25 protein-coding genes are annotated in these 25,607 nt (G+C 38.2%); 23 read left to right on the top strand and 2 right to left on the bottom strand.

Annotated features, from left to right (window positions below):
- The first annotated feature begins 11 nt into the window (after nucleotides 1-11).
- From phnH to GH715_RS01090, 7 genes are read left to right on the top strand one after another with little or no spacing between them, the layout of a single operon-like run.
- Nucleotides 12-623 (top strand): phosphonate C-P lyase system protein PhnH, encoded by a 612-nt coding sequence (phnH, locus tag GH715_RS01120; protein WP_240469330.1) that lies wholly within the window; start codon nucleotides 12-14, stop codon nucleotides 621-623.
- On the top strand, nucleotides 623-1,732 hold the full coding sequence (locus tag GH715_RS01115) for a carbon-phosphorus lyase complex subunit PhnI (RefSeq protein ID WP_153833677.1): 1,110 nt from the start codon (nucleotides 623-625) through the stop codon (nucleotides 1,730-1,732). Before phnH ends, GH715_RS01115 begins: the two co-directional genes overlap by 1 nt.
- Nucleotides 1,729-2,595 (top strand): alpha-D-ribose 1-methylphosphonate 5-phosphate C-P-lyase PhnJ, encoded by an 867-nt coding sequence (locus tag GH715_RS01110; protein ID WP_153833678.1) that lies wholly within the window; start codon nucleotides 1,729-1,731, stop codon nucleotides 2,593-2,595. The genes GH715_RS01115 and GH715_RS01110 overlap by 4 nt, the downstream gene beginning before the upstream one ends.
- Complete coding sequence (locus GH715_RS01105) at nucleotides 2,588-3,427, top strand: ATP-binding cassette domain-containing protein (protein ID WP_153833679.1); 840 nt, start codon at nucleotides 2,588-2,590, stop codon at nucleotides 3,425-3,427. The genes GH715_RS01110 and GH715_RS01105 overlap by 8 nt, the downstream gene beginning before the upstream one ends.
- A gap of 13 nt (nucleotides 3,428-3,440) precedes the next feature.
- On the top strand, nucleotides 3,441-4,631 hold the full coding sequence (gene phnM / locus GH715_RS01100; RefSeq protein WP_153833680.1) for a phosphonate metabolism protein PhnM: 1,191 nt from the start codon (nucleotides 3,441-3,443) through the stop codon (nucleotides 4,629-4,631).
- Between the two features lie 2 nt (nucleotides 4,632-4,633).
- Nucleotides 4,634-5,356, top strand: coding sequence for a phosphonate C-P lyase system protein PhnL (phnL, locus tag GH715_RS01095; protein WP_153833681.1), 723 nt, complete (start codon nucleotides 4,634-4,636; stop codon nucleotides 5,354-5,356).
- Nucleotides 5,346-6,170, top strand: coding sequence for a PHP domain-containing protein (locus tag GH715_RS01090; protein WP_153833682.1), 825 nt, complete (start codon nucleotides 5,346-5,348; stop codon nucleotides 6,168-6,170). The genes phnL and GH715_RS01090 overlap by 11 nt, the downstream gene beginning before the upstream one ends.
- 112 nt (nucleotides 6,171-6,282) lie before the next feature.
- Here the strand turns inward: GH715_RS01090 and GH715_RS01085 are convergent, their stop codons facing one another.
- Nucleotides 6,283-7,449: a DUF4317 domain-containing protein gene (locus GH715_RS01085; RefSeq protein ID WP_153833683.1), complete on the bottom strand. Its 1,167-nt coding sequence runs from the start codon at nucleotides 7,447-7,449 to the stop codon at nucleotides 6,283-6,285.
- A gap of 772 nt (nucleotides 7,450-8,221) precedes the next feature.
- On the opposite strand from GH715_RS01085, the gene GH715_RS01080 reads away from it, so the two are divergent.
- The 7 genes from GH715_RS01080 to GH715_RS01050 are packed head-to-tail and all read left to right on the top strand — an operon-like array spanning nucleotide 8,222 to nucleotide 15,762.
- Entirely contained in the window at nucleotides 8,222-9,043 is an 822-nt protein-coding gene (locus GH715_RS01080; protein WP_153833684.1) for a creatininase family protein, read from the top strand.
- Nucleotides 9,040-9,840: an ABC transporter ATP-binding protein gene (locus GH715_RS01075; RefSeq protein WP_153833685.1), complete on the top strand. Its 801-nt coding sequence runs from the start codon at nucleotides 9,040-9,042 to the stop codon at nucleotides 9,838-9,840. The genes GH715_RS01080 and GH715_RS01075 overlap by 4 nt, the downstream gene beginning before the upstream one ends.
- Nucleotides 9,841-9,853: 13 nt before the next feature.
- Nucleotides 9,854-11,194: an FAD-binding oxidoreductase gene (locus GH715_RS01070; RefSeq protein WP_153833686.1), complete on the top strand. Its 1,341-nt coding sequence runs from the start codon at nucleotides 9,854-9,856 to the stop codon at nucleotides 11,192-11,194.
- 11 nt (nucleotides 11,195-11,205) lie between these two features.
- Nucleotides 11,206-12,051 carry an ABC transporter permease gene (locus GH715_RS01065; RefSeq protein ID WP_153833687.1) on the top strand — a complete coding sequence of 282 codons (846 nt, stop codon included), beginning with the start codon at nucleotides 11,206-11,208 and terminating at the stop codon, nucleotides 12,049-12,051.
- 22 nt (nucleotides 12,052-12,073) lie between these two features.
- Nucleotides 12,074-13,147, top strand: coding sequence for an ABC transporter substrate-binding protein (locus GH715_RS01060; protein WP_153833688.1), 1,074 nt, complete (start codon nucleotides 12,074-12,076; stop codon nucleotides 13,145-13,147).
- 2 nt (nucleotides 13,148-13,149) lie between these two features.
- The gene (locus tag GH715_RS01055; RefSeq protein WP_153833689.1) at nucleotides 13,150-14,496 is read left to right on the top strand and encodes an amidohydrolase family protein; all 1,347 of its coding nucleotides are present in this window, start codon (nucleotides 13,150-13,152) and stop codon (nucleotides 14,494-14,496) included.
- Nucleotides 14,497-14,511: 15 nt separating this feature from the next.
- Nucleotides 14,512-15,762: an amidohydrolase family protein gene (locus GH715_RS01050; protein WP_153833690.1), complete on the top strand. Its 1,251-nt coding sequence runs from the start codon at nucleotides 14,512-14,514 to the stop codon at nucleotides 15,760-15,762.
- 23 nt (nucleotides 15,763-15,785) lie between these two features.
- Here GH715_RS01050 and GH715_RS01045 read toward each other — a convergent pair whose 3' ends face one another.
- On the bottom strand, nucleotides 15,786-17,234 hold the full coding sequence (locus GH715_RS01045) for a flavin-containing monooxygenase (RefSeq protein WP_153833691.1): 1,449 nt from the start codon (nucleotides 17,232-17,234) through the stop codon (nucleotides 15,786-15,788).
- A gap of 342 nt (nucleotides 17,235-17,576) precedes the next feature.
- Here GH715_RS01045 and GH715_RS01040 point away from each other — a divergent pair, with 342 nt between their 5' ends.
- From GH715_RS01040 to GH715_RS01000, 9 genes are all read left to right on the top strand, one after another.
- Nucleotides 17,577-18,617 carry an XdhC family protein gene (locus tag GH715_RS01040; RefSeq protein ID WP_153833692.1) on the top strand — a complete coding sequence of 347 codons (1,041 nt, stop codon included), beginning with the start codon at nucleotides 17,577-17,579 and terminating at the stop codon, nucleotides 18,615-18,617.
- Nucleotides 18,604-19,221 carry a nucleotidyltransferase family protein gene (locus GH715_RS01035; protein WP_153833693.1) on the top strand — a complete coding sequence of 206 codons (618 nt, stop codon included), beginning with the start codon at nucleotides 18,604-18,606 and terminating at the stop codon, nucleotides 19,219-19,221. Before GH715_RS01040 ends, GH715_RS01035 begins: the two co-directional genes overlap by 14 nt.
- Entirely contained in the window at nucleotides 19,191-20,069 is an 879-nt protein-coding gene (locus GH715_RS01030; RefSeq protein ID WP_153833694.1) for an FAD binding domain-containing protein, read from the top strand. The genes GH715_RS01035 and GH715_RS01030 overlap by 31 nt, the downstream gene beginning before the upstream one ends.
- A gap of 4 nt (nucleotides 20,070-20,073) precedes the next feature.
- The gene (pucD, locus tag GH715_RS01025) at nucleotides 20,074-22,323 is read left to right on the top strand and encodes a xanthine dehydrogenase subunit D (RefSeq protein ID WP_153833695.1); all 2,250 of its coding nucleotides are present in this window, start codon (nucleotides 20,074-20,076) and stop codon (nucleotides 22,321-22,323) included.
- The gene (locus GH715_RS01020) at nucleotides 22,317-22,814 is read left to right on the top strand and encodes a (2Fe-2S)-binding protein (RefSeq protein ID WP_153833696.1); all 498 of its coding nucleotides are present in this window, start codon (nucleotides 22,317-22,319) and stop codon (nucleotides 22,812-22,814) included. Before pucD ends, GH715_RS01020 begins: the two co-directional genes overlap by 7 nt.
- Nucleotides 22,815-23,091: 277 nt before the next feature.
- Nucleotides 23,092-23,439, top strand: coding sequence for a hypothetical protein (locus GH715_RS01015; RefSeq protein WP_153833697.1), 348 nt, complete (start codon nucleotides 23,092-23,094; stop codon nucleotides 23,437-23,439).
- A gap of 88 nt (nucleotides 23,440-23,527) precedes the next feature.
- Complete coding sequence (locus tag GH715_RS01010) at nucleotides 23,528-23,926, top strand: HAD-IIIA family hydrolase (RefSeq protein WP_240469329.1); 399 nt, start codon at nucleotides 23,528-23,530, stop codon at nucleotides 23,924-23,926.
- A gap of 160 nt (nucleotides 23,927-24,086) precedes the next feature.
- Nucleotides 24,087-25,010, top strand: a complete 924-nt coding sequence (locus tag GH715_RS01005; RefSeq protein ID WP_153833698.1) for a hypothetical protein — start codon at nucleotides 24,087-24,089, stop codon at nucleotides 25,008-25,010.
- Nucleotides 25,011-25,082: 72 nt separating this feature from the next.
- Nucleotides 25,083-25,607, top strand: coding sequence for a GrpB family protein (locus GH715_RS01000; RefSeq protein ID WP_153833699.1), 525 nt, complete (start codon nucleotides 25,083-25,085; stop codon nucleotides 25,605-25,607).

The raw sequence follows: 25,607 nt of genomic DNA, 5'->3' as shown, positions 1-25,607 counted from the left end.
AATTGCCTGAGGTGATCGGAATGGTAGTTGATCAAATTCATGATTTGCAACAAGTTTACCGAAAGATTCTTTACAGTATGTCTAGACCAGGGAACATTTCAAGGTTAAATAGCATTACAGAAAAAATGAATGAAGAATTCCCGTGTAATCATGCTTTTCTTTTGTCTGCCTTAACGTTTATAGATGCCGAAGTAACCTTCCATGTTATAGCAAATGATGAGAAAAAGGCAAGATTAATGGATATTATTTCCTCTTATACCATAGCGAAAACAGAAGCGGTTGACAAAGCAGATTTTATTTTGATGCTACAGGATGCACCAGAATACCAAATTGAGCAAGCATTAATAGAATGTAAGACTGGTAATCTTCATGATCCACAATTATCGGCAACATGGATAGTTGAATGTGATCTGTTGTCTAATAGTACTGGTCTGTCTTTGAACGGTCCAGGGATTAATGGTGTCCAACAACTACAAACCGGACTCCATCCATTATTTTGGCAAAAACGAAATGAGAAAGTAAACGAGTATCCGTTGGGTATAGATGTCATATTAGCAGACTTTTCAAGTCAGGTAGCCTGTATACCAAGAACAACATCTGTCACGATAACGGAGGTGAGCTAATGGGATATGTTGCAGTTAAGGGTGGAACAGAGGCAATCGAAGCGTCTTTGGACCGATTGAAATATGATCGATTAAAAGGAGAAGAAATAGTTGAAATCAAGACTATTTTAGCAACAATGCGTCCATTAGTGGATCAGGTAATGTCGGAGGCAAGCTTGTATGCTCCTTTTTTGTCAGCTCTTGCCATCAAGCAAGCCGGCGGAAGCATGGAAGAAGCTGTCTTCTTACTACGAGCTCATCGTTCCACTCTGCCACGTTATTACTATAGTGAAACAGTAGATACAGAGGATATGTTTGTTGAGCGAAGGATCTCCGCTAGTTTCAAGGATATTCCTGGCGGTCAGCTGTTAGGATCAACCAATGATTATACACATCGTTTGTTAGATTTTAATCTGGTAAACGAGAAGAAGGAAGAGAATCAAGCTTGGTTACAAGAATTTCAGGAGCGAATGCGTGATGATGTTGTGGATAAAGAGCTTCAGTTTTTTCCGAAAGTAGTGGATTATCTTCGTGAGGAAGGTCTATTTGAAAGATATCCACTAGATGATACGCCTCCGAAAGATATTACAAAGCAAAGTATACAATTTCCAACTGGACGAAGTGAAAGATTGCAGGTTTTAACGAGAGGTCAAACTGGTGCTGTTACTTCTTTAGGATATGCATCACTACGTGGCTATGGACAGGTGCATCCAACGATTGGGGAAGTAAGAGTGGGTAATGTACCGATTCATGTTCAACATCCATACGAGGAAGAGAGTGATCCAGACGATTTATTTTATATTGGTGACGTGAAATTGACGGAAGTAGAATCATTTGTGCCGGTAAATGTGAAGAAACAAAATCAAAAGGAAGAGCTCGAATTTGAAATAGGTTATGGCATTAGCTTCGGGCAAAATGAAACAAAAGCTATTGCAATGAGTATATTGGATCAATGTTTAGAAAATCCTCACGGTGAATTTCCGACTCATGATGAAGAGTTTGTCTTGTTACATATTGATTCCGTTGAGTCGACTGGCTTTATTTCTCACTTGAAATTGCCACATTACGTTACATTCCAATCCAAATTGGATAGTGCGAGACAAGTGAAGAAAGGAGGAAACAACAAATGATCACGAAACCCCATTTTGCCTTCTTTGATGAAGGATCAAAGAAAGAAATTAGAAGAGCTACATTAAAAGCAGTTGCCATACCTGGTTATCAGGTTCCATTTGCATCAAGAGAGATGCCGATAGCGAGAGGCTGGGGGACGGGTGGTTTACAGTTAACCCTTTCTCTGATCGGGAAAGACGATGTGCTAAAAGTGATCGATCAAGGTGCTGACGAATCTGTCAATGCTGTTAGTATCAAAAAATTGGTCCGGCATACGACGGGTGTTTCGGTAACGGAAGACACAGCAGAAGCTAATATCATTCAATCAAGGCATCGAATCCCTGAAAAACAGTTAAGAGAAGATCAAATTCTTGTTTTACAAGTTCCGAATCCCGAGCCACTCCGTAAAGTGGAGGCGAGAGAATATCTGACGAAAAGAATGCATGCGGAGGATGACTACAGCGGTGCATGGTTGCTTTTGTTCGAGCAGATTATGAAATATGGACGGATGTCTACCGGTGCTGAACATCCTGTATATGTGAATGGACGATATATGATGACGCCAAGTCCGATTCCGAGATTTGATAACCCTAAAATGCATCAATCCAAAGCACTTATTTTACTAGGTGCAGGGAGAGAGAAGAAAATTTTTGCTGTGCCTCCTTATACGGATGTCAAATCATTGGCGTTTGATGACTATCCTTTTGCTGTTGAATCATTTGAAGGAAAGGCATGTAAGCTTTGTGGATCAACTGATGTATTTCTTGATGAAATCATTGATCCTGATACAGGTGAGAGAAGCTATCAATGTAACGATACTAGCTTTTGTATGGAGCATTTAAATGCGAAAGAGAAGGAGGAGGTGGAGAATAGTTATGTCTGAAATCCCAATGTTGCAAGTGAAACATTTACAAAAGCAATTTGGAACAGGTTGTCCTCATTGTCTTGATAAAGAAAGTGTTTATCTAGAGAAGAATTATTGCACGTCTTGTGGTACCGTACATGCTGTTCGAGATGTCTCCTTTGATTTGTATCCAGGAGAAGTACTCGGAATTGTTGGTGAGAGCGGTAGTGGCAAATCAACTATGCTTCAGGGCCTTTATTTTGATAGTGATATGACTGCTGGAGAAGTGTATATTAATCAACCAGGACTAGCAGGTAACAATGTATTGACTCTTTCATCTCAACAAAAACGGTATATTCGTAATAATGTTTATGGAATGGTATATCAAAATCCTGTACACGGGTTAAAAATGAACTTCTCCTCAATTGGAAATATTGCTGAAAAAATGATTGCAGCGGGAAATCGTCATGTTGGTAGCATGGAAAAGCGAGGAGAAGAATTACTGAAAAATGTCCATATTCCGTTAAGAAGAAGGAAAGAAGAACCACAAAATTTTTCGGGTGGGATGCAACAGCGCGTGCAAATTGCAAAGGCACTTTCAAATAATCCACCAATTTTGTTTTTAGATGAAGTTACGACAGGCTTGGATTTATCTGTTCAGGCGAGTGTTTTAGATTTGATTAAGCAAATTCAACGTGAGCTACATATAAGTATGGTGGTTGTTTCCCATGATTTGGCTGTAATTCGCATGCTAGCTGATCGTTCCATTGTTATGTTGAATGGAGAAATTATTGAAGAAGGTTTAACAGATCAAATTCTGGAGGATCCACAACACGAGTATACGCAACAGCTTGTTTATTCATTATTATAGGAGGTCGATCAGATTGTACATTATTCATAATGGAAAGGTCATTACAGAGGATTCTATATTAGAAAACCATGCCGTGGTAGTGATAGATGATGTTATTGATGCAATCATTCCTGAAGCAGAAGTGAGTAATTATAAACATGCACATTTCATTAACGCGAATGGTGGTTATATTTCACCGGGATTTATAGATATTCATTCTGATTATATTGAGACAGTAGTAGCTCCGAGACCTTCTAGTATGATGGATTTTCAACTAAGTTTGCGAGAAACAGAGAAGATATTGCTTGGCCACGGTATCACCACGATGTTTCATTCCCTTTCTTTTTATCAAGAAGGGAAAATTACCCGTAAACATATTCGTCATCCGGAAAACATGCAACGAATGGTTGATACGATTCATCAGGCACACAACCAACAGCATATGATTCGTCATCGATTACATGCGCGTTTTGAATTGGATAATATTCAAGGAATTGATCAACTGGTAGACAATATTAAAGAAGGGAAAGTTCATTTATTATCCTTTATGGATCATACACCTGGTCAAGGCCAATATCGCAATTTAGAAATATACCGGAATAATATCAAAGTCCACCGTAATCTTTCAGATGAAGAAGTAAGTGTTTTGATTGCGGAAAGAACAAGTACAGAATTATTAACGATGGAAAAAATAACAGAAGTAGCAGCATTAGCACAGTCTAAAGGAATTGCCGTTGCTTCTCATGATGATGATAATGTCCAAAAGTTAGAGCTAGTTAAATCATATGGTACATCGATAAGTGAATTTCCAATTACACTTGATGTAGCACGAGAAGCTAAGCAGCATGGCCTTTATACGATTGTCGGGGCACCAAATGTTTTAATGGGCGGTTCTCATTCTGGTAATTTATCAGCTAGAGAGGCGATAGAGTATGATTATGCTGATATTTTGTGTAGTGATTATTACCCTGCAGCATTACTGCATGCGATTTTTCAGTTGCATGATAAAGGTGAGAATTTACACAAGATGTTTAGGATGGTGACGTTGAATCCCGCTCGATCTGTTCATATGGATCACGAGATCGGCTCGATTAAGCCGGGTAAAAAGGCAGATTTGCTCGTAATAGATCGTTTGGCTGATGGCTATCCAACGCTTACTCATACAATGGTAAATGGTGAGTTAATGACAACAATGAACTATCGTATGAATGAGAAAGGGGTATAATAATGACTATGTTAGAAGTAAATGGGCTAGGTAAAGCTTTTACCATTCATCACTTAAATAAAACGATTCTTGCGGTTGACGAGATTCAATTTTCTGTTCATGCGGGTGAATTTCTCGGGATTATTGGGAAGAGTGGCAGCGGTAAATCTACTATTTTAAAAAGTATTTATCGTACTTATCTTTCAGATGCTGGTCAGATAATATATGATTCGAAACAATTTGGCAAAATCGATTTAATACAAGCATCAGAGCGTGAAATAATTTTCTTACGCAAAAATGAAATTGGCTATGTATCACAATTTTTAAATGTTATGCCTCGAACAACGTGCCGGGAGCTTGTCCAAAACGCATTATTGGAGATGGGGGAAACAAAAGAAACTGCTCGAATAGAAACAGAAAAAGCACTAAGCTATTTTGAAATGGATGAGGGATTGTGGGATAGTTATCCAAATACCTTTTCAGGTGGAGAGAAATTGCGATTGAATATTGCGATGGCCACTGTCAAAAAGCCAAGGTTACTACTACTAGATGAACCAACAGCAAGCTTGGATCAGCAATCAAAACGGAAGGTTCGTGAAATGATTGAAAAATTAAAACAACAAGGTACAACATTAGTTGGGATTTTTCATGACATTGAATTTATGGAAGGTTTGTGTGATAAGGTCTTTGACATGAAAAGCAATGAAATGTCAGTAGTGCTAGAAGGTGTACCACATGAAAGCTGATTTACATGTACATAGTCATTATTCTGATGGTTCAGATTCTGTGGAAGAATTGATAAAGCAAGCGGTAAAGGCAAATGTCACACATATGAGTATTGTAGATCATGATACTGTTGCAGGATGGCCAGAAGTGGAAGAAATGGGAGAATTATATGGAGTGGAAGTGATTCCGGGGGTGGAGATTTCTGCATATGATTATAAACGCAATAGGAAAGTACACGTGTTAGGCTATCTTTATCGGAGAGATGCACCACATATTAAGGAGTTATGCACGCCACTACTACAACGCAGACAAAAAAACTCACTTTGGCAAATAGAGCAAATTCGTTCAATAGGTTATCCACTTGATCGAGGTGAAATCTTAGAGACAGCGAAACCATCACAAACAATCTATAAACAGCATATTATGCGTCATATCACCAATAAACCGTACAGTTCTGATGATTATCGACATCTATACCGATCGCTTTTTAAAGGAGATGGTGTTGCCAATAGGGATATAACTTACGTCGATGTTTATGATGCGGTAGAAGCAATTATCTTAGATGGTGGTATCGCAGTCGTTGCGCATCCAGGTCAACTAAATTCTTATGAACTTATCCCTGAGCTAGTCAAAATTGGATTAGGTGGAATCGAGTTAACACATCCTGATCATACTAAAGCCGATCATCAACGAGTAATAGAGTTAGCTAAACAATATGACCTTCTTATGACAGGTGGAACAGATTATCATGGAAAATTTGGAATAGAAATAGATGTAGGAGATTTAACAAGTCCGGAAATACCGTTTGTTCATAATGGGCGTGTTCGGGGCTAGTAGTTTACTAGGTTATCATAGACAAATCGCAGTCAGTAAAAGATTTGTTATCAAAACAAAGAAAAACAACAAATCTAAGTTTTCCTCACAGAGATTTGTTGTTTATAGTATCTTATTTAAAAGCCTCTGGGATCATAGTAAATCCATCAATTACAGTATCTTCTTCTACTTCAATCATCAGGTAACGTCTACCGTCTAATGTTACCTGCCTAACGTGACGTAGTTCCTCGGGGCTGACGGCAATATTAGCTACTTTAGTATTGATTTTAATTGACTTTGATGAGTATTTTGGTACGATATTACGCGCTTTTAACTCATAGCTCGTATCATCGATGACGTTTTTAAAAGCAGCTTCCATTTTTTCTGTATCGACATCTTCTACACCACTGGACTTTAATACTTGTTCGACATCTTTATAATCTAATGTTGGAGTTTCTTCTTCCTCATTATCTTCTGTCATACGATGAATTTCTTCATAGACGTTTGCTAGAGTAGATGTATTAATTTGATGACCGACAGCATCACGAACAACCTCTTCAAAAACAATTTTATCCTCTTTTGCTGTCATTGTTTCTTCTGCATTTAAGACGTCTTCAACAAATAACTCATCCGGTTCATTTGCTTTCCCTGCTGCATAAAGCACATGGTTTACATCTGCCGCATTATCGGTAAAGCAAGGAAATAAAAAACCTCCGATTGGTGCGTTTAAATTTATCACGGGATCTACTACGACATTGTATTTAAATTCCTTTTCTACATAATCAAAATGCAATTCCTTCTTCGGATCTTGTGTTTTATTGATACTACAAAGAATAAAGGAATGAGAATATACCGAATCCCGATCACTTTCTTCTGTTTCTTCATTGCTACGTTTCATCGGTTTCAAGTATTCACCACGGATAAAGGTAACGACAACATCCATCTCGTATTGTCTATCCTGTAGCATTTTCCCAACGACTTGTAACATCTGGTCTTTCCAGTCTTCACTTTCTGCGGTTAGCAATCCTTTGTGTAGGATCAGTTGTGTTGGGTTATCAACATCAGATTTAAATTTTAGTTCAAAAAGTTTTTCATCCAATTGGCCTGTTAAAACTTTTTTAAAGTTGGTCATAAACAATTCTTTTTCGTCTTCGTCGAGCATATCGAAAATTTGACTTTGCGAATGATAGATATCACTCGATTCTTTCATAATATAAACATTAAAAATCTCATGAATTTTCATTAAGTCATTATCTATTTTAAACTGTTTACGAATATTAGCGATGTCTTTTTTGTTCATTTCTTTGTCTCCCTTACATCAATTCTTCCCATACATCACTATATCACTTTTCCCTTTCTCTTGTAAGTAAAGAAAGACTTCCTGTTGCGATTTTAAAAGGGGATATTGAATTTGCAGCAGTCCCGAAAGAACTAAAAGAATAACATCCTGAAAGTTTAAGTGATCTGATCGATTTCAGACTAACTGTAGATGGAGAGGCAATAAACTTTGATCAGTCGGTGATGATCAGTGTCTAGGTCCGTAACTTCCAACATACCATAAATACTTCAGCTGTTTCGATATTATAATTAGTGATTTCTACTTAGCGCCACTCTTGCGACTCGAAAAAAAAGATCATATTAACCAAAATATCCTTTAGTCTAATGGCTGAAGGGTATTTTTTATAGTATGAGAATCACCAAAATACAATCGGAAGCGATTTTTCTCTTTTTGTAAGAAATGATAACAAATGAAAGGTTGTATCTGTGCTTGTTAGAAAAGGGTTTATCAGAAAAGAACAAATTCGCTTTGTAATAAACGTCTAAATAACAGGCCTAATTTATTTACAATGACCAATGACACCTATCATGATTTCCCTTAAGATAACCGTAACAATAAATAACGCATAGTGTTAGTTTTTATAACAATTATCTAATGATTCCTAGGATAATGAATCTAAAGAAATAAATGAATAGGAATATGTAACATTTTATAACAATATGTGTTTTCGAATGAACATGAGTGAACCACTATTGATTATTATTCGATATTTCAAAGAACAGGGGTTGTTCGTATGCAAACTGATCGATATCATGGCGAAGCTTTTGAAAAAAGATTCTTGGCAAGGCTCTCAACAGAGGAAGTGAAACAACTACCGAAAGATGACGCATTAATAGTATTACCTATTGGAGCGGTGGAACAACATGGTCCGCATATGCCGATTTATACAGATACATTAATAGCTGAAGGGGTATTAATGGAAGCATTTGAACATTTTGCAGAGGTAGATAATATCTGGCTGCTCCCACCACTCCCATATGGAAAAAGTACAGAACACATAGGGATGGCTGGAACAATTACACTTTCTGCTGCAACGTTGCAATCCGTAGTGATGGATATTGCCAAAAGTGTCAGTGATAGTGGTTTTAAAAGATTGGTTTTATTCAATTCCCATGGTGGTAATCATGATCTATTAAATATGATTTCTAGAGAGGTAAGGATAGAAACGGGCATGATGGTCTTCAGATTAAACTCTTCTGATGGGAATTTGCTAACGGATTTGATCCCAGAAAAAGAACGAGTTTTTGGGATACATGGAGGAGATGTTGAAACCTCGATGGTATTAGATATCAAAGGTAATTGGGTGAACATGGAACAAAGCCCTGTTGATTTTGTTTCCTTACCGGAGGATATCCAGTATTTGTACTTAAAGGGGAGTTGTTATTTTGCGTGGGTGATTAACGATATATCTGCCACGGGGATGGCTGGAGATGCTACCCGCGCTACTGTAGAAAAAGGGAAGGAAATTAATCAGAGAGCAGGTAAATATATTGCGGAAGCATTAAAGGAAATGAGTAGATTTAATATAGACGAATTACAAAAGGGAGGATCATGATGACAACTACTGAATTGGAAGAAATGGTAGAAAAGAAAACAGGTCAACATGTTGTAAAAATGAAAGGTGTAAGTAAGATTTTTCCGAATGGGAATGTGGCGGTGGACAACGTAGACATTGATATAGCAGACGGAGAGTTCATATCTTTTGTAGGACCATCTGGCTGTGGTAAATCCACCATATTCAAAATGATCTCCGGATTAGTAGAAAATACAACAGGTGAGATTGAAATCTTAGGTTCGCAGGTGCAAACAGCACAACAAAAACGTACGGATGTTGGCTTTGTATTTCAGGATGCCACTCTCTTGCCTTGGAGGTCTGTGTTGGAAAATGTCATGTTACCTTTAGAATTTCAACGAATGTCAAAAGTGGAAAAACGAGAAGAAGCTGAACGAGCTTTAAAGTTAGTAGGGTTAAAGGATTATGCAAAATCTTTGCCACGTCAATTATCTGGGGGCATGAAAATGCGTGTGTCCATTGCAAGAGCGTTAGTGGCAAAGCCAAAACTGTTGCTCATGGACGAACCTTTTGGTGCTTTGGATGAAATAACAAGACAGAGTCTGCAGTCGGAGTTATTAAGAATATGGGAATCACAAAAGATGACGGTATTGTTTATTACACACAATGTATTTGAAGCAGTGTACTTATCTACCAAAGTAGCAGTGATGACCCCTAGTCCTGGTAAGATTGCTTCTACTGTAAATGTCTCGCTACCATTTCCTCGTGATGATGAAATCAGAACGACACACCAGTTTAGTGATATTGTTGCTAGAGTTTCACGCGATCTTAAATTTTAATGAGGTGATCAAATTGTGGAAAGAACGACTGATGGAACTGATAGGTGAAGAGAATGTAATCGTCAAAGATTCAGCAATTGATCGGCTATCGAAGGATTTTTACTGGTACTCCCCCATTTTGTTTGAGGAATTGAAGGATAAGGTTGCTGACTGTGCTGTGGTCCCCAAGACTATCGATGAATTAACAAAGATAATCCGCTTTGCAGTAAAAAATCGTGTTCCCCTCACACCGCGAGGAGCGGGGACAGGAAATTATGGTCAAGGAATTCCTTTAAATGGCGGGATTATTCTTGATTTAACAAAACTGAATCAGATTGTGCAAATAAATGAAAAGGATGTTCGCGTACAAGCTGGTGTTAAGTTGGGATTATTAGAGAAAACGCTACGAAAGGAGGGGAAGGAGCTTCGTATTTACCCAAGTACCTTTATGAAATCGACCGTCGGCGGCTTTCTATGTGGTGGATCTGGTGGAATTGGGTCAATTCGTTGGGGGAATTTGTGGGATGGCAACGTTCTTGAGGTTACGATTTTGACGGTTGAAGAAAAGCCCCAACTGTTAACCATTAAGGATGAAGAAGTATTGGATTATATTCATAATTACGGTACGACTGGAATTCTGGTTGAAGCTGTATTGCCAATAGAATCAAGAACAGAATGGTCTCAGTACATTATGTCGTTTGATACTTTTCATGAAGCAGTTATGTTCAGTGATGAACTTTCGCGTGATGAAGCTATTACAAAACGTTTAGTTTCTGTTTGTGAATGGCCGATTCCTTCCCACTTTCAGCAGTTAAAAAAATATTTGGTAGAGGATAAATCGATTGTGATGCTTGAAATAACTGAGGATGCAGAAGGGAGAATGAAGGAATTGTCCGAGAAATATGGAGGCGAGCAATCCTTTTATATTCCGGCATCAAAGTATCACAAAGGGCTAAAAGTTTCTGATTTTACTTGGAACCATGCAACACTATGGGCTCACAAACACGGTGAGAACATGACTTATTTACAAGCGAGATTTGATACAGAAAAAGTACTTGAACAAATGCGAAGGATAAGAGAGGTGTTCGGGTACGAAGTTCAATTCCACTTCGAATATATCAAAATTGAAGGAAATGTCACCCCGACTTCCTTACCGGTTGTGATCTATAAATCTAAAGAAAGACTCTATGAAATTATCGAGTTTTTTGAAGAGGTTGGTGTAACTGTCAATAATCCTCATACGTATTTACTTGGCTTTGGAGGTTATAACTTACGGATGGAAAAGATCACATCCTTAAAAGAAAAGAATGACCCGTATGATCTTTTGAATAGAGGAAAGATTCCTAAAGAAGTGAATGTGAAACTTGCAAAGTGAGGAGGATGGAAATGGAAAATGTACAGACGGAAAAACTGGAAGTAAACAATGAAATGGCAAATCGGAAGAAAGTAAACTTGAAATTCCTTCATAGCTGGGTTCCACCGCTTATAGCGTTTCTGATTTTTATGTTGGCTTGGCAATTTGGAACGGCAATGTTACAGATTCCGCCTTATATTTTGCCTAAGCCAACAGATGTCTTTATGGCAACGGTTGACAATTGGAGTCGACTATGGGATTCAGCTTCTACTACTATACTAGAGTCAGTGATCGGATTTTTCTTTAGTGTTGTTATTGGTGTATCTGGTGCAATTATTATGGCTAGCTCGAAAATATTAGAGAGAAGTTTATACCCATATGCGATATTGCTCCAAACGATTCCGATCGTAGCTATAGCTCCCATTATTGTAATTTGGTTCGGTTCGGGGATGAACGCGATTGTCATTATTGCTTTTACAATCGGTTTTTTCCCGATGTTATCCAATACGTTGATAGGATTGAATGCAACTGACAGGGGAATGCTTGATTTGCTAAGTCTTTATCAAGCTTCCAAATGGCAAATTATGTGGAAAATTAGAATTCCGGCTGCTTTACCTTATATTATTGCGGGTTTAAAGATATCTTGTACTTTAGCAATCATTGGTGCCATTGTAGGTGAATATATAGCTGGTATTGGAGGAGGTGATGGCGGTTTAGGCTATGCGATCACCGTGGCATCCACAACGATGGAAATTCCTTATTTATTTGCCTGTGGGATAGCTGCATCAATATTAGGAATTGTATTTTTCTTATTAGTTAGTTTATTGTCTAAGGTCTTATTAGGATCTTGGCATGAATCTGAAATGAAGAAAGATTAACAGTCTTGAGGGGGGAATAAGGATGAAGGGTTCTAGTTGGAATAAGAGAATGTTGGCACTAGTTGCAATGATGTTTTTACTGTTACTTGCAGCGTGTGGAGGCGATAATAGTTCGGGGGCAGAAGCGGAAAGTGGCGAAGAAACCGATGTGGAGACGTCGGAAAGTGAGGGGGCGACAGATGTTGATGTAGAAGAAGTGGTCGATTTAGGTGAAGCTACATTGGTTACTAACTGGTTCGCCCAGCCTGAACATGGTGGGAATTACGCTGCCTTAGATGAAGGCTATTATGAGGAAGCAGGAATTGATATGACGATTGAGCCTGGTGGACCGCAAATATCTGCTACCCAATTAGTTGCATCCGGAAAGATGGATTTCGGTTATACGTCTGGTGAGGATATTCTTAATTCACGTGATAAAGGTATTCCGTTAGTAGCCATCGGGGCCATCTTCCAAGTGAGTCCATATGTATTAATTTCCCATGCTGATGCAGGAGTTGAAAATTTCGAGGACTTAAGTGGAATGACCAGTATTACAGCTCCTGGTGTTGGTTATTGGGAATATATAAAAGAAGCGTATGAATTGGGGGATATGAGTGAGCTCTCTTATACTGGTCAATTAAGTACGTTTATTGATGATCCAAATGCTGTTACTCAAGGTTACATTACTTCAGAACCTTATGTGCTAGACCAGCAGGGAGTGGAGAATAGTTACTTGCGTATCCATGATTCGGGTTTCCAACCGTACTCTAACGTGCTTTTCACTACGGAGGAAATCATCGAGGAAAAACCAGAATTAGTGGCAGCATTCATTGAAGCGACTGTTAAAGGCTGGGAAGCATACAGAGAAGATCCTGCGAATTATCAAGATATTTTACTGGAGTACAACCCTGATTTAACGGAAGGATTAATGGAATTTGGTGCAGAAGAACAAGAAGAATTAATCTTTGGTGGAGATGCAGAAGAATATGGCTTTGGTTATATGACGGAGGAGCGTTGGTCGACATTACAAGATCAAATGCTAGATCTAGGTATTATTAGCAATGATGAAGATCCCAACAATTACTTTACGACGGAATTCTTGCCTTCGGAGGAATAAATATGGCCCAAACCCTAACTTTATATAATGTACAACTGCCGCTGATAGACAAAAGTAAACGGTACAAAATAACGATAAAAGAGGGTAAATATCGATCAATCGATATGCAGCCAGAACGTATTGACCAAACGTTGACTCCGTTTAAACAAGCGTTGCAAGACTTACCTAATTGCTCGCAAATAGATCTTGAGGGAAGAATTGTTCTTCCCTCTTTTGTTGATATTCATACCCATCTCGATAAAGCATTTTCCTTACAAGCGGTGCCTAATAAAACCGGGACATTATTCGAAGCGATTCGAAATTATAGTGAACGCGCACATTTGTTTACAAAAGAAGAAATAAAGCAACGAGTGCGACGAGAGGCGATTCAGTCGCTTTCCTTTGGAACAACACATATCCGATCACATGTTAATTTTGAAATGGATACCAGTGTGCAATTGGCAATCGACAATTTCCAAGCGGTAATCGAGGTGAAAGAAGAATTAAAAGATTTTATTGATATACAAATTGTGCCGATGTTTTCTAAACTTTTTCAACGAACAGATCAAGAGTTTGCGGTAATCGAAGAAGCAATTCAATTGGGGGTTGATGGTATTGGTGGAGCGCCCCATTTAATGGACTTCCCAGCGGAAAATATTGAGATTGCTATGCAGTTAGCGATAAAGCATGGAAAGTTTGTTGATTTACATGTTGATGAAAATGATGATCCAGCCGTTTGTACGATTGAAGAGCTGATAAGCAAAACTGCCCAATACCAACTGGAAGGATATGTTACGGCTGGACATTTATGTTCGTTAGCTGCTATGGAACAAATGAAGGCTGATCATATCATGGAAGGGATGAGGAGACATCAGATTCATGCTGTCACACTCCCTGGTGCCAATATGTATCTACAAGGCAGACAGGATTCGGGGATTATTCGTAGAGGTGTAACAAGAATAAAAGAGTTAATCGGCCATGGTGTCTCGATCGCTACTGCTTCTGATAATGTTAATGACCCTTTTCACCCTTTTGGATGTGGAGATATGGTACAAATCGGTCTTTTAACCGCTTATGCTGCTCATTTAGCAAGTGAGGAAGAACTGTTACATGTCTTGAAAATGATGACAACAATTCCCGGGCGCATTTATGGGTTGGAGCATCACGATATCAAAGAAAATGCCCCTGCAAATTTTGTGATGACGGATGCGAAGGATATCTATGAGCTATTTGGAACCATTGCACCAACCCGATATGTATTTACCAAAAATCGTTGGTTAAATGGTGTAAAGGCGGAAATGATGATGTCAGATAAAAAACTAGAAGCACTATGGAATAAGACGACTGAAGATAGTTCACTTCCTATATAAAAAGAGGGTGTTAGCATGTATGATATTACAGTGAAAAATGTGAAATTGCTCGAGGGTGAAAAACGAGTTCATATCGGAATTAACAATGGTAAGTTTGTTTCCATTACGGATCAGGAAATTGCTGGGCATACAGAATGGGATGGGAAAGGTAATTATTTATTACCGCCATTTGTTGAAACACATACGCACATGGACACGGTGTTAACAGCTGGTTCTCCGCGTTACAACCAGTCTGGAACACTATTTGAAGCGATTGATATTTGGCAATCAAGAAAAGATGATTTAACAGTAGATGATGTTGTTGAACGTGCCTCAAAGGCAATAAAACTATTAATCTCATATGGGGTTCTTTTTATTAGGGCGGCAGTTGATATTTCAGATCCAAATTTAACCGCTTTAAATGCGTTGCTCGAGGTGAGAAAACAATTTAAAGGGAAAGTAGAACTACAAATTATTGCTTTTCCGCAAAGTGGCTTAGTGTCTTGTGTAGAAAATATAGTCAGGATGCGCAAAGCAATAGAATTGGGAGCGGATGCGGTTAGTGCAGTTCCGCATCTGGAGCATACGAGAGAGAAGGGGATAGAATCTTTAGTTTTTTGCTTTCAGATGGCGAAAGAGTATGATACGTTCATTCATGTCTTTTGTGATGAAGTAGATGATGAACATTCTAGGTATCTTGAAGTAGTAGCAAACTTGGCTATCGATTATGATTATCATGGAAAAGTAACAGTGAGTCATGCGAATGCATTAGCCTATTATTCTGATGTATATGCGAACAAGGTAATTCAACTGGTGAAACAAGCAGGAATTACAGTTGTGACTTGTCCTTTAGTTAACAGTGCCATGCAGGGCAGGTATGACCCATATCCGAAGGGGAGGGGGATTACGAGGGTAAAGCAATTGGATGAAGCAGGGGTGAATGTTTGCATCGCTCACGATGATATAAGAACTCCTTTTTACCCTCTAGGGGTCGGCAACATACTGCAGGCAGCTCATCTTGGACTGCATCTTGCGCATATGACAGGAAGGGGTGACTTTTATTCAGTTATCGATATGATCACCAAAAATGCTGCAACCTGCTTTCGGGCTAGTCACCAATATGGAATTGAGGTTGGCAAACCGGCAAATTTCATCGTTCTACCAGTAGATAATCTGGAAGACATGCTTAGTGTGCAGCCAAAACCAATTTGTGTGGTGCGAGATGGAGAGATGATCGCTGCAACAGAGCCTGCTCAAACACGTTATTTTGAAAAGATCAAAACATAACAAAGCGCCTGAAAAATTTACTTTCAGGCGTTTAATAGTTGGTTTTGATTAGTTGATTTTGAGTGTTGAGGTACTTCTCCAACAAATTCCTCTTCATCATATTGAAAAAATGCTTCCAATAACTCTTTTTGATTATCTAGAAACAGCTGATCAGCTACTGCTGAAGCTAGTTTAGGTATAGCAAAACGCAATCCGGAAATAGCGGATGCAGAAAGACCACAGCTAATCAAAGCAGAGTAATTAAATGAATATAATCCGTGTAACAACCTTTTTCCTTTTTGTGCTTTACTTTGAAATGCAAAACCAGGACTTAAATAGGGGTGTGCATCTAATAATGGGTTAGCAATATTATTAGGTGCTTGGTAATAATCACGCCATCTAAAAATATATGGTTCCACCATTCGTAGTTCTGGTCGTAATGCTGGGTCAGTTTTAAGCCCCGTGCTCACAATAATAAAGTCAAAAATATATTCCTCTCGTTCTGTGATGACCTTTACTTTATCATCCACCTGTTGAACGTCTAACCAAGGTTCGCCAGTGTGTAAACAAAACCCTGGCCAAGCGCTTGCTTTACGGAAGGTGTCATTTGTTGGAGGTTGATTATGATAAAAGAAATGACTCATAATTTTATACTTTGTTGAATCAGCGAAAGTATGAAAACGATCAATCATCCCAGATTGTTCCATGTGGCGGATAGGATTAATCTTCGGTATATTCTTGCGACGTATAAATACATGTGCTTCTGATACACCTTGTGATAGTGCGTAATTGGCATTATCAAATGCCGATGCGCCACCTCCTAGGATGGCAATATGCTTATTTTTAAGATTCGTGAAATCTATATTTTCAGAGGTGTGTGCATACAGATTTTTAGGTAGTTTTTCTTTAATGAAAGGAGGTACATGCCACTCTCCGCCTCCTTGAATTCCGGTAGCTAGTATTACCTTTCGTGAAAGTAGCGACTTGGCTGAAGTAGACTCTAAATGTAGACGGTAAACCATTCCGCTTTCGATAGGTTCGATTAATGTCAATTTTGTATTGTTCTGCATCGGGAGTGACAGGACTTCACGGAACCATCGAAGATAATTCATCCAGTCTCCTTTCGGAATTTTGTCTAATTCTTCCCATCCTTTCTTTCCGAATTGAGCCTCCCACCAGGCTCGAAAGGTTAAAGATGGTATGCCGGTGTCGATGGCCGTTAGATGCTTAGGTGTGCGCAATGTTGTCATGCGTGCATACGTATCCCAAGGGCCCTCTAGACCTTCGGGATTCTCATCAATAATAAGTATATTAGTGATTTTTTCTCGGATTAATCCTAATGCTGCGCCTAAGCCACTCTGTCCACCTCCTATAATAATAGCATCGTATATATGCTGGCCATCCAGTTCGCGAGAGGGTACCCAAGTTTTTTCGGGCATATTAAGATATGCGAGATCTTTTTTTACCTGTTTATTAAGTGTTTCGATTGTCATTCTTCTTCCTCCTCTCAAAATATCTGTAAGTTTATTTAACATATAATGTAATTTATTACATGTTATCATGTATGATTAAGTTAAGGTATGTATGAATTGACTAAAAAGATCCCACATTATTGGTGGAATTAGCTATTAAAATGGAGGTTGTTCATCAAACTTGAAAGATTTTCTTACTAAATACCCCTTGGATTTGGTGAAAACAGATAAGAAGTCAGCCATTTTTGATGGATTATAACCAATGACATCTATTCTTTCATTTTATAGAATACCTATATACATTACGTGAATTGTTATATAAATTAACATGAAAGTTGGATCGTCAAAGGAGGAGGGGGAAACATGGATGATATTCATGAGGTATTAACCTCGCTTACGAATCAACAAGTAGGATCTATACTCGCGACGATTGTAGATGTGAAAGGATCAGCGTATAAAAAAGAAGGCGCCATGATGTTATTTAAACCAGATGGTTCACAAATAGGTATGTTGAGTGCCGGATGTCTTGAGGTGGATTTGGTTGAACGGATTACCCGTCTGGGGATCGGAAAAGAGCCAGAATTGATAACTTATGATATGCGAGCTGATAATGACTTGTTGTGGGGACAGGGTTCAGGTTGTAACGGGGTAATTCAAGTATTGGTGGAACCTGTCGATCATGTATTGCTACAACATTTATATCGGATCAAAAAAGCATTGGATAACGGTCAGAAAGTACTAATCTATAAGGAGCTTCCTACAGAAAATAAAGCTATGAACTATTGGTTTCAGACGAACGATGCTCAGTTTGGGAAAGTAAATGAAAATTCTACTTTGAATCAACTGATGCAAAGCAGCAATTCCTTTACAAGAGGTACGCAAAAAATGGCTCATTCACAACAGGCGATTTACTTTGATTGTTATCAACCTAAACCTCGACTAATAGTAATTGGAGCGGGTGATGATGCGAAACCTATTGTTCGTTTAGCTTTAGAAGCGGGATTTCGAGTAGAAATTGCTGATTGGCGGGAAGAGTTGTGTAATACGATCAATTTTCCAGAAGCTAATAAACATTACCTTGGCTTTCCAAAAGAACTACAACAACAGATATCCTTCCATACAACGGATTATGTCATTTTACTAACCCACAACTTTCAACGCGATAAAGAACTATTATCCTTTTTAATAGAAGAACCATTAAGGTATTTGGGATTGTTAGGTTCTGCTAGAAGAACTAAAAGATTATTAGCTGGACAACAACCTCCAAAAAATTTGTTTTCTCCAATCGGGTTAAATATTAATGCAGAGAGCGCGAACGAAATAGCAGTAAGTGTGATGGCGGAATTAATTCAGGAAAAGAAAAAGATGTTAAAAAGTCAAGAAGTTGTCGATGAAATATGCTAAGGTAGCTGGCATCATGCTTGCTGCCGGAAACAGCCGGAGGATGGGAGAAGACAAATTATCTTTAGCTATTGGTGGTACTACTATTGGGAGTGCTTCTTTGCGGAATGCACTAGCCTCTCAGTTAGATCAAGTTTTTATCGTCGTGCAGGAGAATGATCCGCTACATTGGATGACGGATGAGGTGAAGCGGCAAAGTGCTAAATACCAGGTTGTTCAAAATGCACAGGCTTATCAAGGACAATCCTACTCAATCAGAGCGGGGATTGAGCAAGTGCAAAAATCCTCATTTGATGGAGCTTTGATAATGTTAGCTGATCAACCATTTCTTCAAGTATCTATTATTAATGAATTAATCCATATCTATAATGAAGAAATCCCGTTTATAGCTGCTCAGTATGCAGGTGTTACACAGCCACCTATTTTATTTAACCCGTTCTTGTTTGAACGTCTCTTGACTCTTCAGGGAGATCAAGGAGCTAAAGCAATAGTAAAAAGTATGAACAATAATGGTTATATCATGAAGTGCGATGATAGGAAAAGTTTTTATGATATTGATACGAAGGATGATTATCGATGGGCAAAGAAATGGCAGGAGCAACTGTAAAGAAAATGGACGTCGAGAAAGTATGGGAGGCAGCAAGTATTCAAGAAGCAATGAAATGGAAGAAGCAGTTTCGAGAAGACTCGACCTATATTGCGGGCGGGACACTGTTGCAATTAAAAAGAGAACAAGGGACTCCCCTTCCATCAAACTTAATTCGTTTAGATCAGATACCGAAATTGAATGAGATTACACAAGATGAGGGCATGTTACACATAGGCGCGTATGTTTCATTAGCAGAATGCGAAGTAAATCCGATTATACGTAAATTTGCTCCATTACTTTCAGAAGCAGTGAAAGATGTTGCTTCTCCTGCGGTAAGAAACAGGGGAAGTATTGGCGGAAATATAGCTTATCGGATTGGGGATACGATACCTGCATTATTAGTATTAGATGCTGATATTTCCTGGGTAATAGAAGATCAATTGCGTACGGCAAAGCTATGGGAATATTTACAGCAAGAAGCAGATCCTAATGCGGTACTTACAACCATTCATATTAAAAAACAAAGCAGCAAGAAACAAATGCAGTATTATCAAAAAGTTGGCCGGAGGGAATCTTTCATCCCTTCACTTGTTACCGTAGCTATCTTTTGTAATTGGAATGAATGGGATGAAGTGGGAGATGTTCGGTTGGCTGTAGCTGGAGGAACTACTACACCAGTAAGGTTAAAAGAATGTGAAGCGTATTTGAGTGGTAAGCAATTAACAGAAGTACACATCTGGGAGCTTGTTGAATTAGTCTTGGCAGAATTTCATCCGACGTCTGAACCGTTCGTAACAAAACACTACAAACAACAAGTTGCTGCTAATTTAATTGCTTCCAAGTTTATGAAATATCTAGGAGGCTGAGATTATGTATCAAAATCGTGATAGAGTCAGACCAGATGGAAAAGAAAAAGTAACTGGTTCCTTAAAATATTTGACGGATATATCACTTCCAAACATGCTGTATGGGAAAGTGTTAAGGAGTGAGCATCCACATGCTAGAATTGTATCGATATCAACTAAACAGGCAGAACAATTACCTGGTGTAAAAGCAGTTATCACGCATCAAGATGTTCCCGGTTTAAACCGCTTCGGTATTGTGACACCAGATCAACCTGTCTTATGTGAAGATGTTGTCCGTTATGTTGGTGATGCGGTCGCAGCGGTTGCTGCAGAATCGATTGAAATAGCTAATCGGGCACTTGATTTGATCGAGGTAAACTATGAGCCTTTACCAATTTTGGATACACCAGAAAAATCCCTCATGCCAGATGCACCTCAACTTCACGCGTGTGGCAATATTTTGCATCGAGCAAGCTTTCATTCGGGCGATATCGATGAAGGTTTTGCTAAATCTAATACTATTGTAGAAGAAACCTATCAATTACCAAGACAAATGCATACTTATATGGAAACAGAAGGTGGTGTGATGGAACCTGATGAACATGGTGGTGTAACAGTCTATGTAGGAACACAACATGGTTATAAGGATCGTTTCCAATTGTCAAGGATTCTCGATATTGCAGAAGAGAAAATTCGGATCATATCAAGTCCAATGGGGGGATCATTCGGAGGGAAAGATGAATTAAATATTCAGCCATATGGTGTTCTATTAGCATTGAAGTCAGGTTTGCCAGTGAAAATTCACCAAACAAGAAAAGAATCGGTCATTTCCGGATTAAAACGTCATCCTATGAAAATTACAATGAAAACAGGGGCCAATCAACAAGGGAAAATAGTGGCACACAAGGTGGATATAGTCGCTGATACAGGTGCTTATGCCACGTTAGGACCTGCAATTCTTGATTTTGCTGTTGAGCATTCGGTTGGACCATACATGATAGAGCATGTCGCAGTGGAGGGTATTTCCGTTTTTACTAATAACGGAGTAGCGGGAGAATTTAGAGGATTTGGAGGTAATCAAGTTACTTTTGCTTTAGAAGGGCAGTTAGATCGAATAGCCGAAAAAATGAACATCGATCCAATTGAACTAAGAAGAAGGAATATCCGAAAAACGAATGATACGGGTCCAATGAAACATAGAATTGCGGCTACTAATGGTGCATCACAAGTACTAGAACACATTTACCAGCATCAAAAGAATCTAGTAAAACAAGAAGGTGCAGAAGACAATAAGGTGAGAGGGATGGGGGTTGCCATATCGATGCATGGAGGTGGCTTAGGATATGGTAGATTAGATCCTGCCGGAGGCCAATTGTCTATAACGAAGGATGGTAAGATCGAAATTGCCTTTGGTTTTGAAGAAGCCGGACAAGGGATCTTGAATGTGATCGAGACCATTGTAACGGAAGAATTGAACATTTGCTCTAATGATTTGCAAGTAGTAATCGGTGATACCAAAAAAGTACCTTCTTCCGGCTCGACAACAGCATCGAGAGGAACAAGCATGGTATGGCATGCTGTCAATCGAATGAAGAACGATTTTCAGAAGAAAATATTACAGATTGCGTCGACAATTATCGGACTATCTGTTGATGTATTACGTTTGGGACCAGGTGGCGTGTATCAGTTGAGCCAAGCTAGTAAACTGGTGATAACGTATCGAGAAATTGCTAGGAAATCATCACAGAAACCGATTATTACTTCTACTCAATTTGATTTTCCTACCACTCCCGACGAAGTAGATGGTGGCCACTTTTTATATACATTTTCTGCAGTATTTGCCCAAGTGGAGATTGATCTTTTAACAGGAAAGGTCACCGTCATTGATTTAGATCAAACCATTGCAGCTGGCCCTGTTGTCAGCTTGAAAGGGTATGTTGGACAAATAGAAGGTGGAGGCGTCATGTCATTAGGCTATACATTAATGGAGGAAGCTATGATGAAAGAGAGTAGGTACGTAACAGAGAATCTGGACGGCTATTTAATTCCAAGTATCAAGGATGTACCTACAACTATGCATGTTACGCCAATTGAAGATCTAGACGAGGGTGATGTATATGGTCCACGTGGTGTTGGTGAAATTGGGACGGTAGCTGTTGCCCCAGCTATTGCGAAGGCAATTCATAATGCGATCGGATATATGCCTGCCAAACTGCCAATTTCTTCAGAAGAAATATTAACAGCATTAACCGAGAGGGGGAAGCATACATGGTAGAGAGCAAAGCAACCACAGTAACCAAGAAGACAACAATCAGCTTCACGATTAATAATACCCCTGTAACGATTCAAGTAAATCCAACAGCAAGACTCGTTGATATTATTCGGAATGAACTGGATTATACAGGAACGAAAATATCCTGTGGTATCGGTAGGTGTGGAGCTTGCTCGATTTTGATAAATGGAACCTTAGCAAACTCCTGCTTAGTAATGGCTTATCAAGTAAATGGATCCAGTATAACGACAATTGAAGGAATATTTGATGAAGATACACTTCACCCTATCCAACAAGCTTTTCTCGAAGAAGGTGGCTTTCAATGCGGTTATTGTACACCAGGAATGATAATGGCAACAAAAGCATTGCTAGATAAAGAATCCGATCCATCAGATGCCCAAATTAAAACAGCATTATCCGGTAACCTCTGCCGCTGTACAGGATATGGAGGGATTATTAGAGCAGTAAAAAAAGCAGCAATTGATTATCAATAAAAAGGATGCAATTCATTGTGTCCTTTTTTTGTTTGGCGAGTTGCCAGTAAATTAAAAAAGTTGATAGTAAAAGCCACGAAGTTGTCAGTAACCCCCAAAAAGTTGATAATAAATAAACAACATTTCACTTTCGCCCTTTATGTAGCCAAAACTAGCATAAAAATTTATCACTCATCCTCTGCCTTTCAATTTATGTGTAATAGTTTATCCCCACTTTTTAGGTTTTAAATGGTAAAATACAAATAAATTAATCATAAACTGAAAAGGAAGAGGAAAAATGAATTATTTACTAAGTTTTGTATTATCAGTTGTACTCACAGCTTTATCCTATTTTTTTGGCTCTCAGTTACTCAAGAATGATCTAGCTATCTGGCAAGCCCTTATCATCGGATTTTCAGTAGTTTCTTTAGGTGCACTTACCGAAGCTTTAGGCGCACCTATATGGTTAATTGTGCTAATACCATTTCCAGTAGGTATGCTGTTACTCTATCTATTCTTAAACCAACCATTTCTTACTTGGCTTCTTACATATGTAACGATATTAGCTCTCTATACCGTTATTCACCTCATCATGAGTTACTTTTTTCAATTTCATTCTTTAATTCCAGCCTGGAGATTATCATAAATAAAAATGAATACTATTATTCTATAAACAGCTACGAGAGTTCTTTGTTCATCGATAAAAATTTTATTTGATCAGGGAGGAGACGGAGGTGAAAGTTGCATTTTTGGACAGAGATGGCACCATCATTGAGGATTATCCGGACCAGGAATGGACTAGAATTAAGAATCCAGTTTTTAAAATGGGAGCAATAAATACTCTAAAAGAAGTTTTAAAAAAGGGTTACCAAATAATAATTATTACCAATCAATACATTATTCATGAAGGGCATATTACGATCGACCAGTATCACGATATAACCAATCAAATGATAAATGGATTAAAACATCAAAATATAGAAATACTTGATATTTTCTATTGCCCACATAGTAAAAGAGAGGGGTGCCATTGTGTTAAACCAAATACTGGAATGATTGAGCAGGCAATTCAAAAATACCCGAAAATTAATTTAGAGGATTCTTTTATGATCGGGGATTCACTGATGATGTAAATTTAGCTATTAATATCGGAATAAAAGGCTTTGGAATAGGTATTGGTTCTAATGATAACAAAGGAAATATATATCAATTGAATAATATAAAAGATTTAATATTTTATATCTAGTTAACGTCTTAATGTTACCTAATCTGTAAAAATAGGAGGTTTTATAGATGAAAATATCAAAAGAATCATTCGACAAGTCGAGTGCCTGGATCAAACGAAATGCCAGGCCTTTAGAAGCTGCCAGATGGAGCTATCTTTTTGAAGGAGTAACCAGAGATAAGGTTATTCATTATTTATCTGCTTTTCAAAATAAAGACGGAGGATTTGGTCATGGCATTGAACCTGATTTTTGGACACCGGATTCATCTCCAATGGCTACATGGACAGCTGGTCAAATATTAATGGAAATAGAAGCAAGCGCAAATGAAAAAATTGTACAATCTATGCTTACGTATTTAGTAGACAGCTATAATGAAAATATAGGAATGTGGGCTACCGTACTGCCTGAAAATAATCAACATCCACACGCACCATGGTGGCATTGGAAAGAGGGAGTTCAAGATAACTGGATGTTTAACCCTAGTGCCGAATTAGCAGGCTTCCTTATTCATTGGTCACGAGACAATAGTGAAGCATCACAGTTAGGATGGATGGTGATGGCAAAGGCAATAGACCATTTGATGAATAGTGATAAAATGGATAGTCATGAGATCAATAATTACCAACAATTATTCCGAATTCTCAAGAGGCATGCTGATGAGCCGTTATTAAATGATATTTCGAACAAAATAAATACACTAATTGAGCAGACTGTTGACAAAAATGTGCCAGAATGGGCGACAGGATACAAACCTCTTCCACTTGATTTTATGGATAGCCCTGCTCATCCACTTTATGAAAATATGAGCGATTTAGTAGAGCAGAACCTAAGTTTTTATATAGACCAATTATCTGAGGAAGGTACTTGGGATATTTCCTGGGAATGGGGGAGTTATCCAGAAGAATTTGCTGTTGCTAGAAGGTATTGGACAGGGGTTTTGTTAGTTGATAGGTATAAAATATTGCAGGCATTTGAGTTAATTAAATTTTAATAGAACGGCTTGTAAATATGATATTTTTAATTAAAATATGAAATAGCACTTTCGTGAAAGTGAGTGATTTAAATGTTAGGTGTTAATAAAGGAGAAGTAAAGCTAGTGAATCACTCGGCTGATTGGAAAAAATTATTTCATGATGAGAAGCAACTATTGCAATCAATTATTGGGGAAAACATAATAGATATTCAACATTTCGGAAGTACAGCAATTGAAGGTATTAAAGCCAAACCTGTTATTGATATATTGGTTGGTGTGGAAACTTTAGAGGACGTTAGAAAATTTGATAGAAAAAGATTAAAAGAAATAGGCTATTATCATTTATCGAAAGTGCAACTTGATGGAAAAGTAGTTTTTGCCAGATTTTCTGATCTGGAAAGCCTAACCAAAACTCATAATATGCATATAGTTGAATACAACGGCAGCTGGTGGAAAGAACATATTTATTTTAGAGATTATCTGAATGGCAATCTGAAAAAGGCGAACGAATACGATGTGTTAAAACAGAACTTAGCAACGAGATACCCAAAAGATGAAAAATTTTATAAAAAGGAAAAGAAGAGATTTGTAGATGATATTTTAAAGAATAGATAA

The organism is Gracilibacillus thailandensis, assembly GCF_010994055.1.
Taxonomy (GTDB): Bacteria; Bacillota; Bacilli; order Bacillales; family Amphibacillaceae; genus Gracilibacillus; species Gracilibacillus lacisalsi.
The sequence above is the reverse complement of the archived record's forward strand: the minus strand, read 5'-3'. Positions and strand labels throughout refer to the sequence as shown.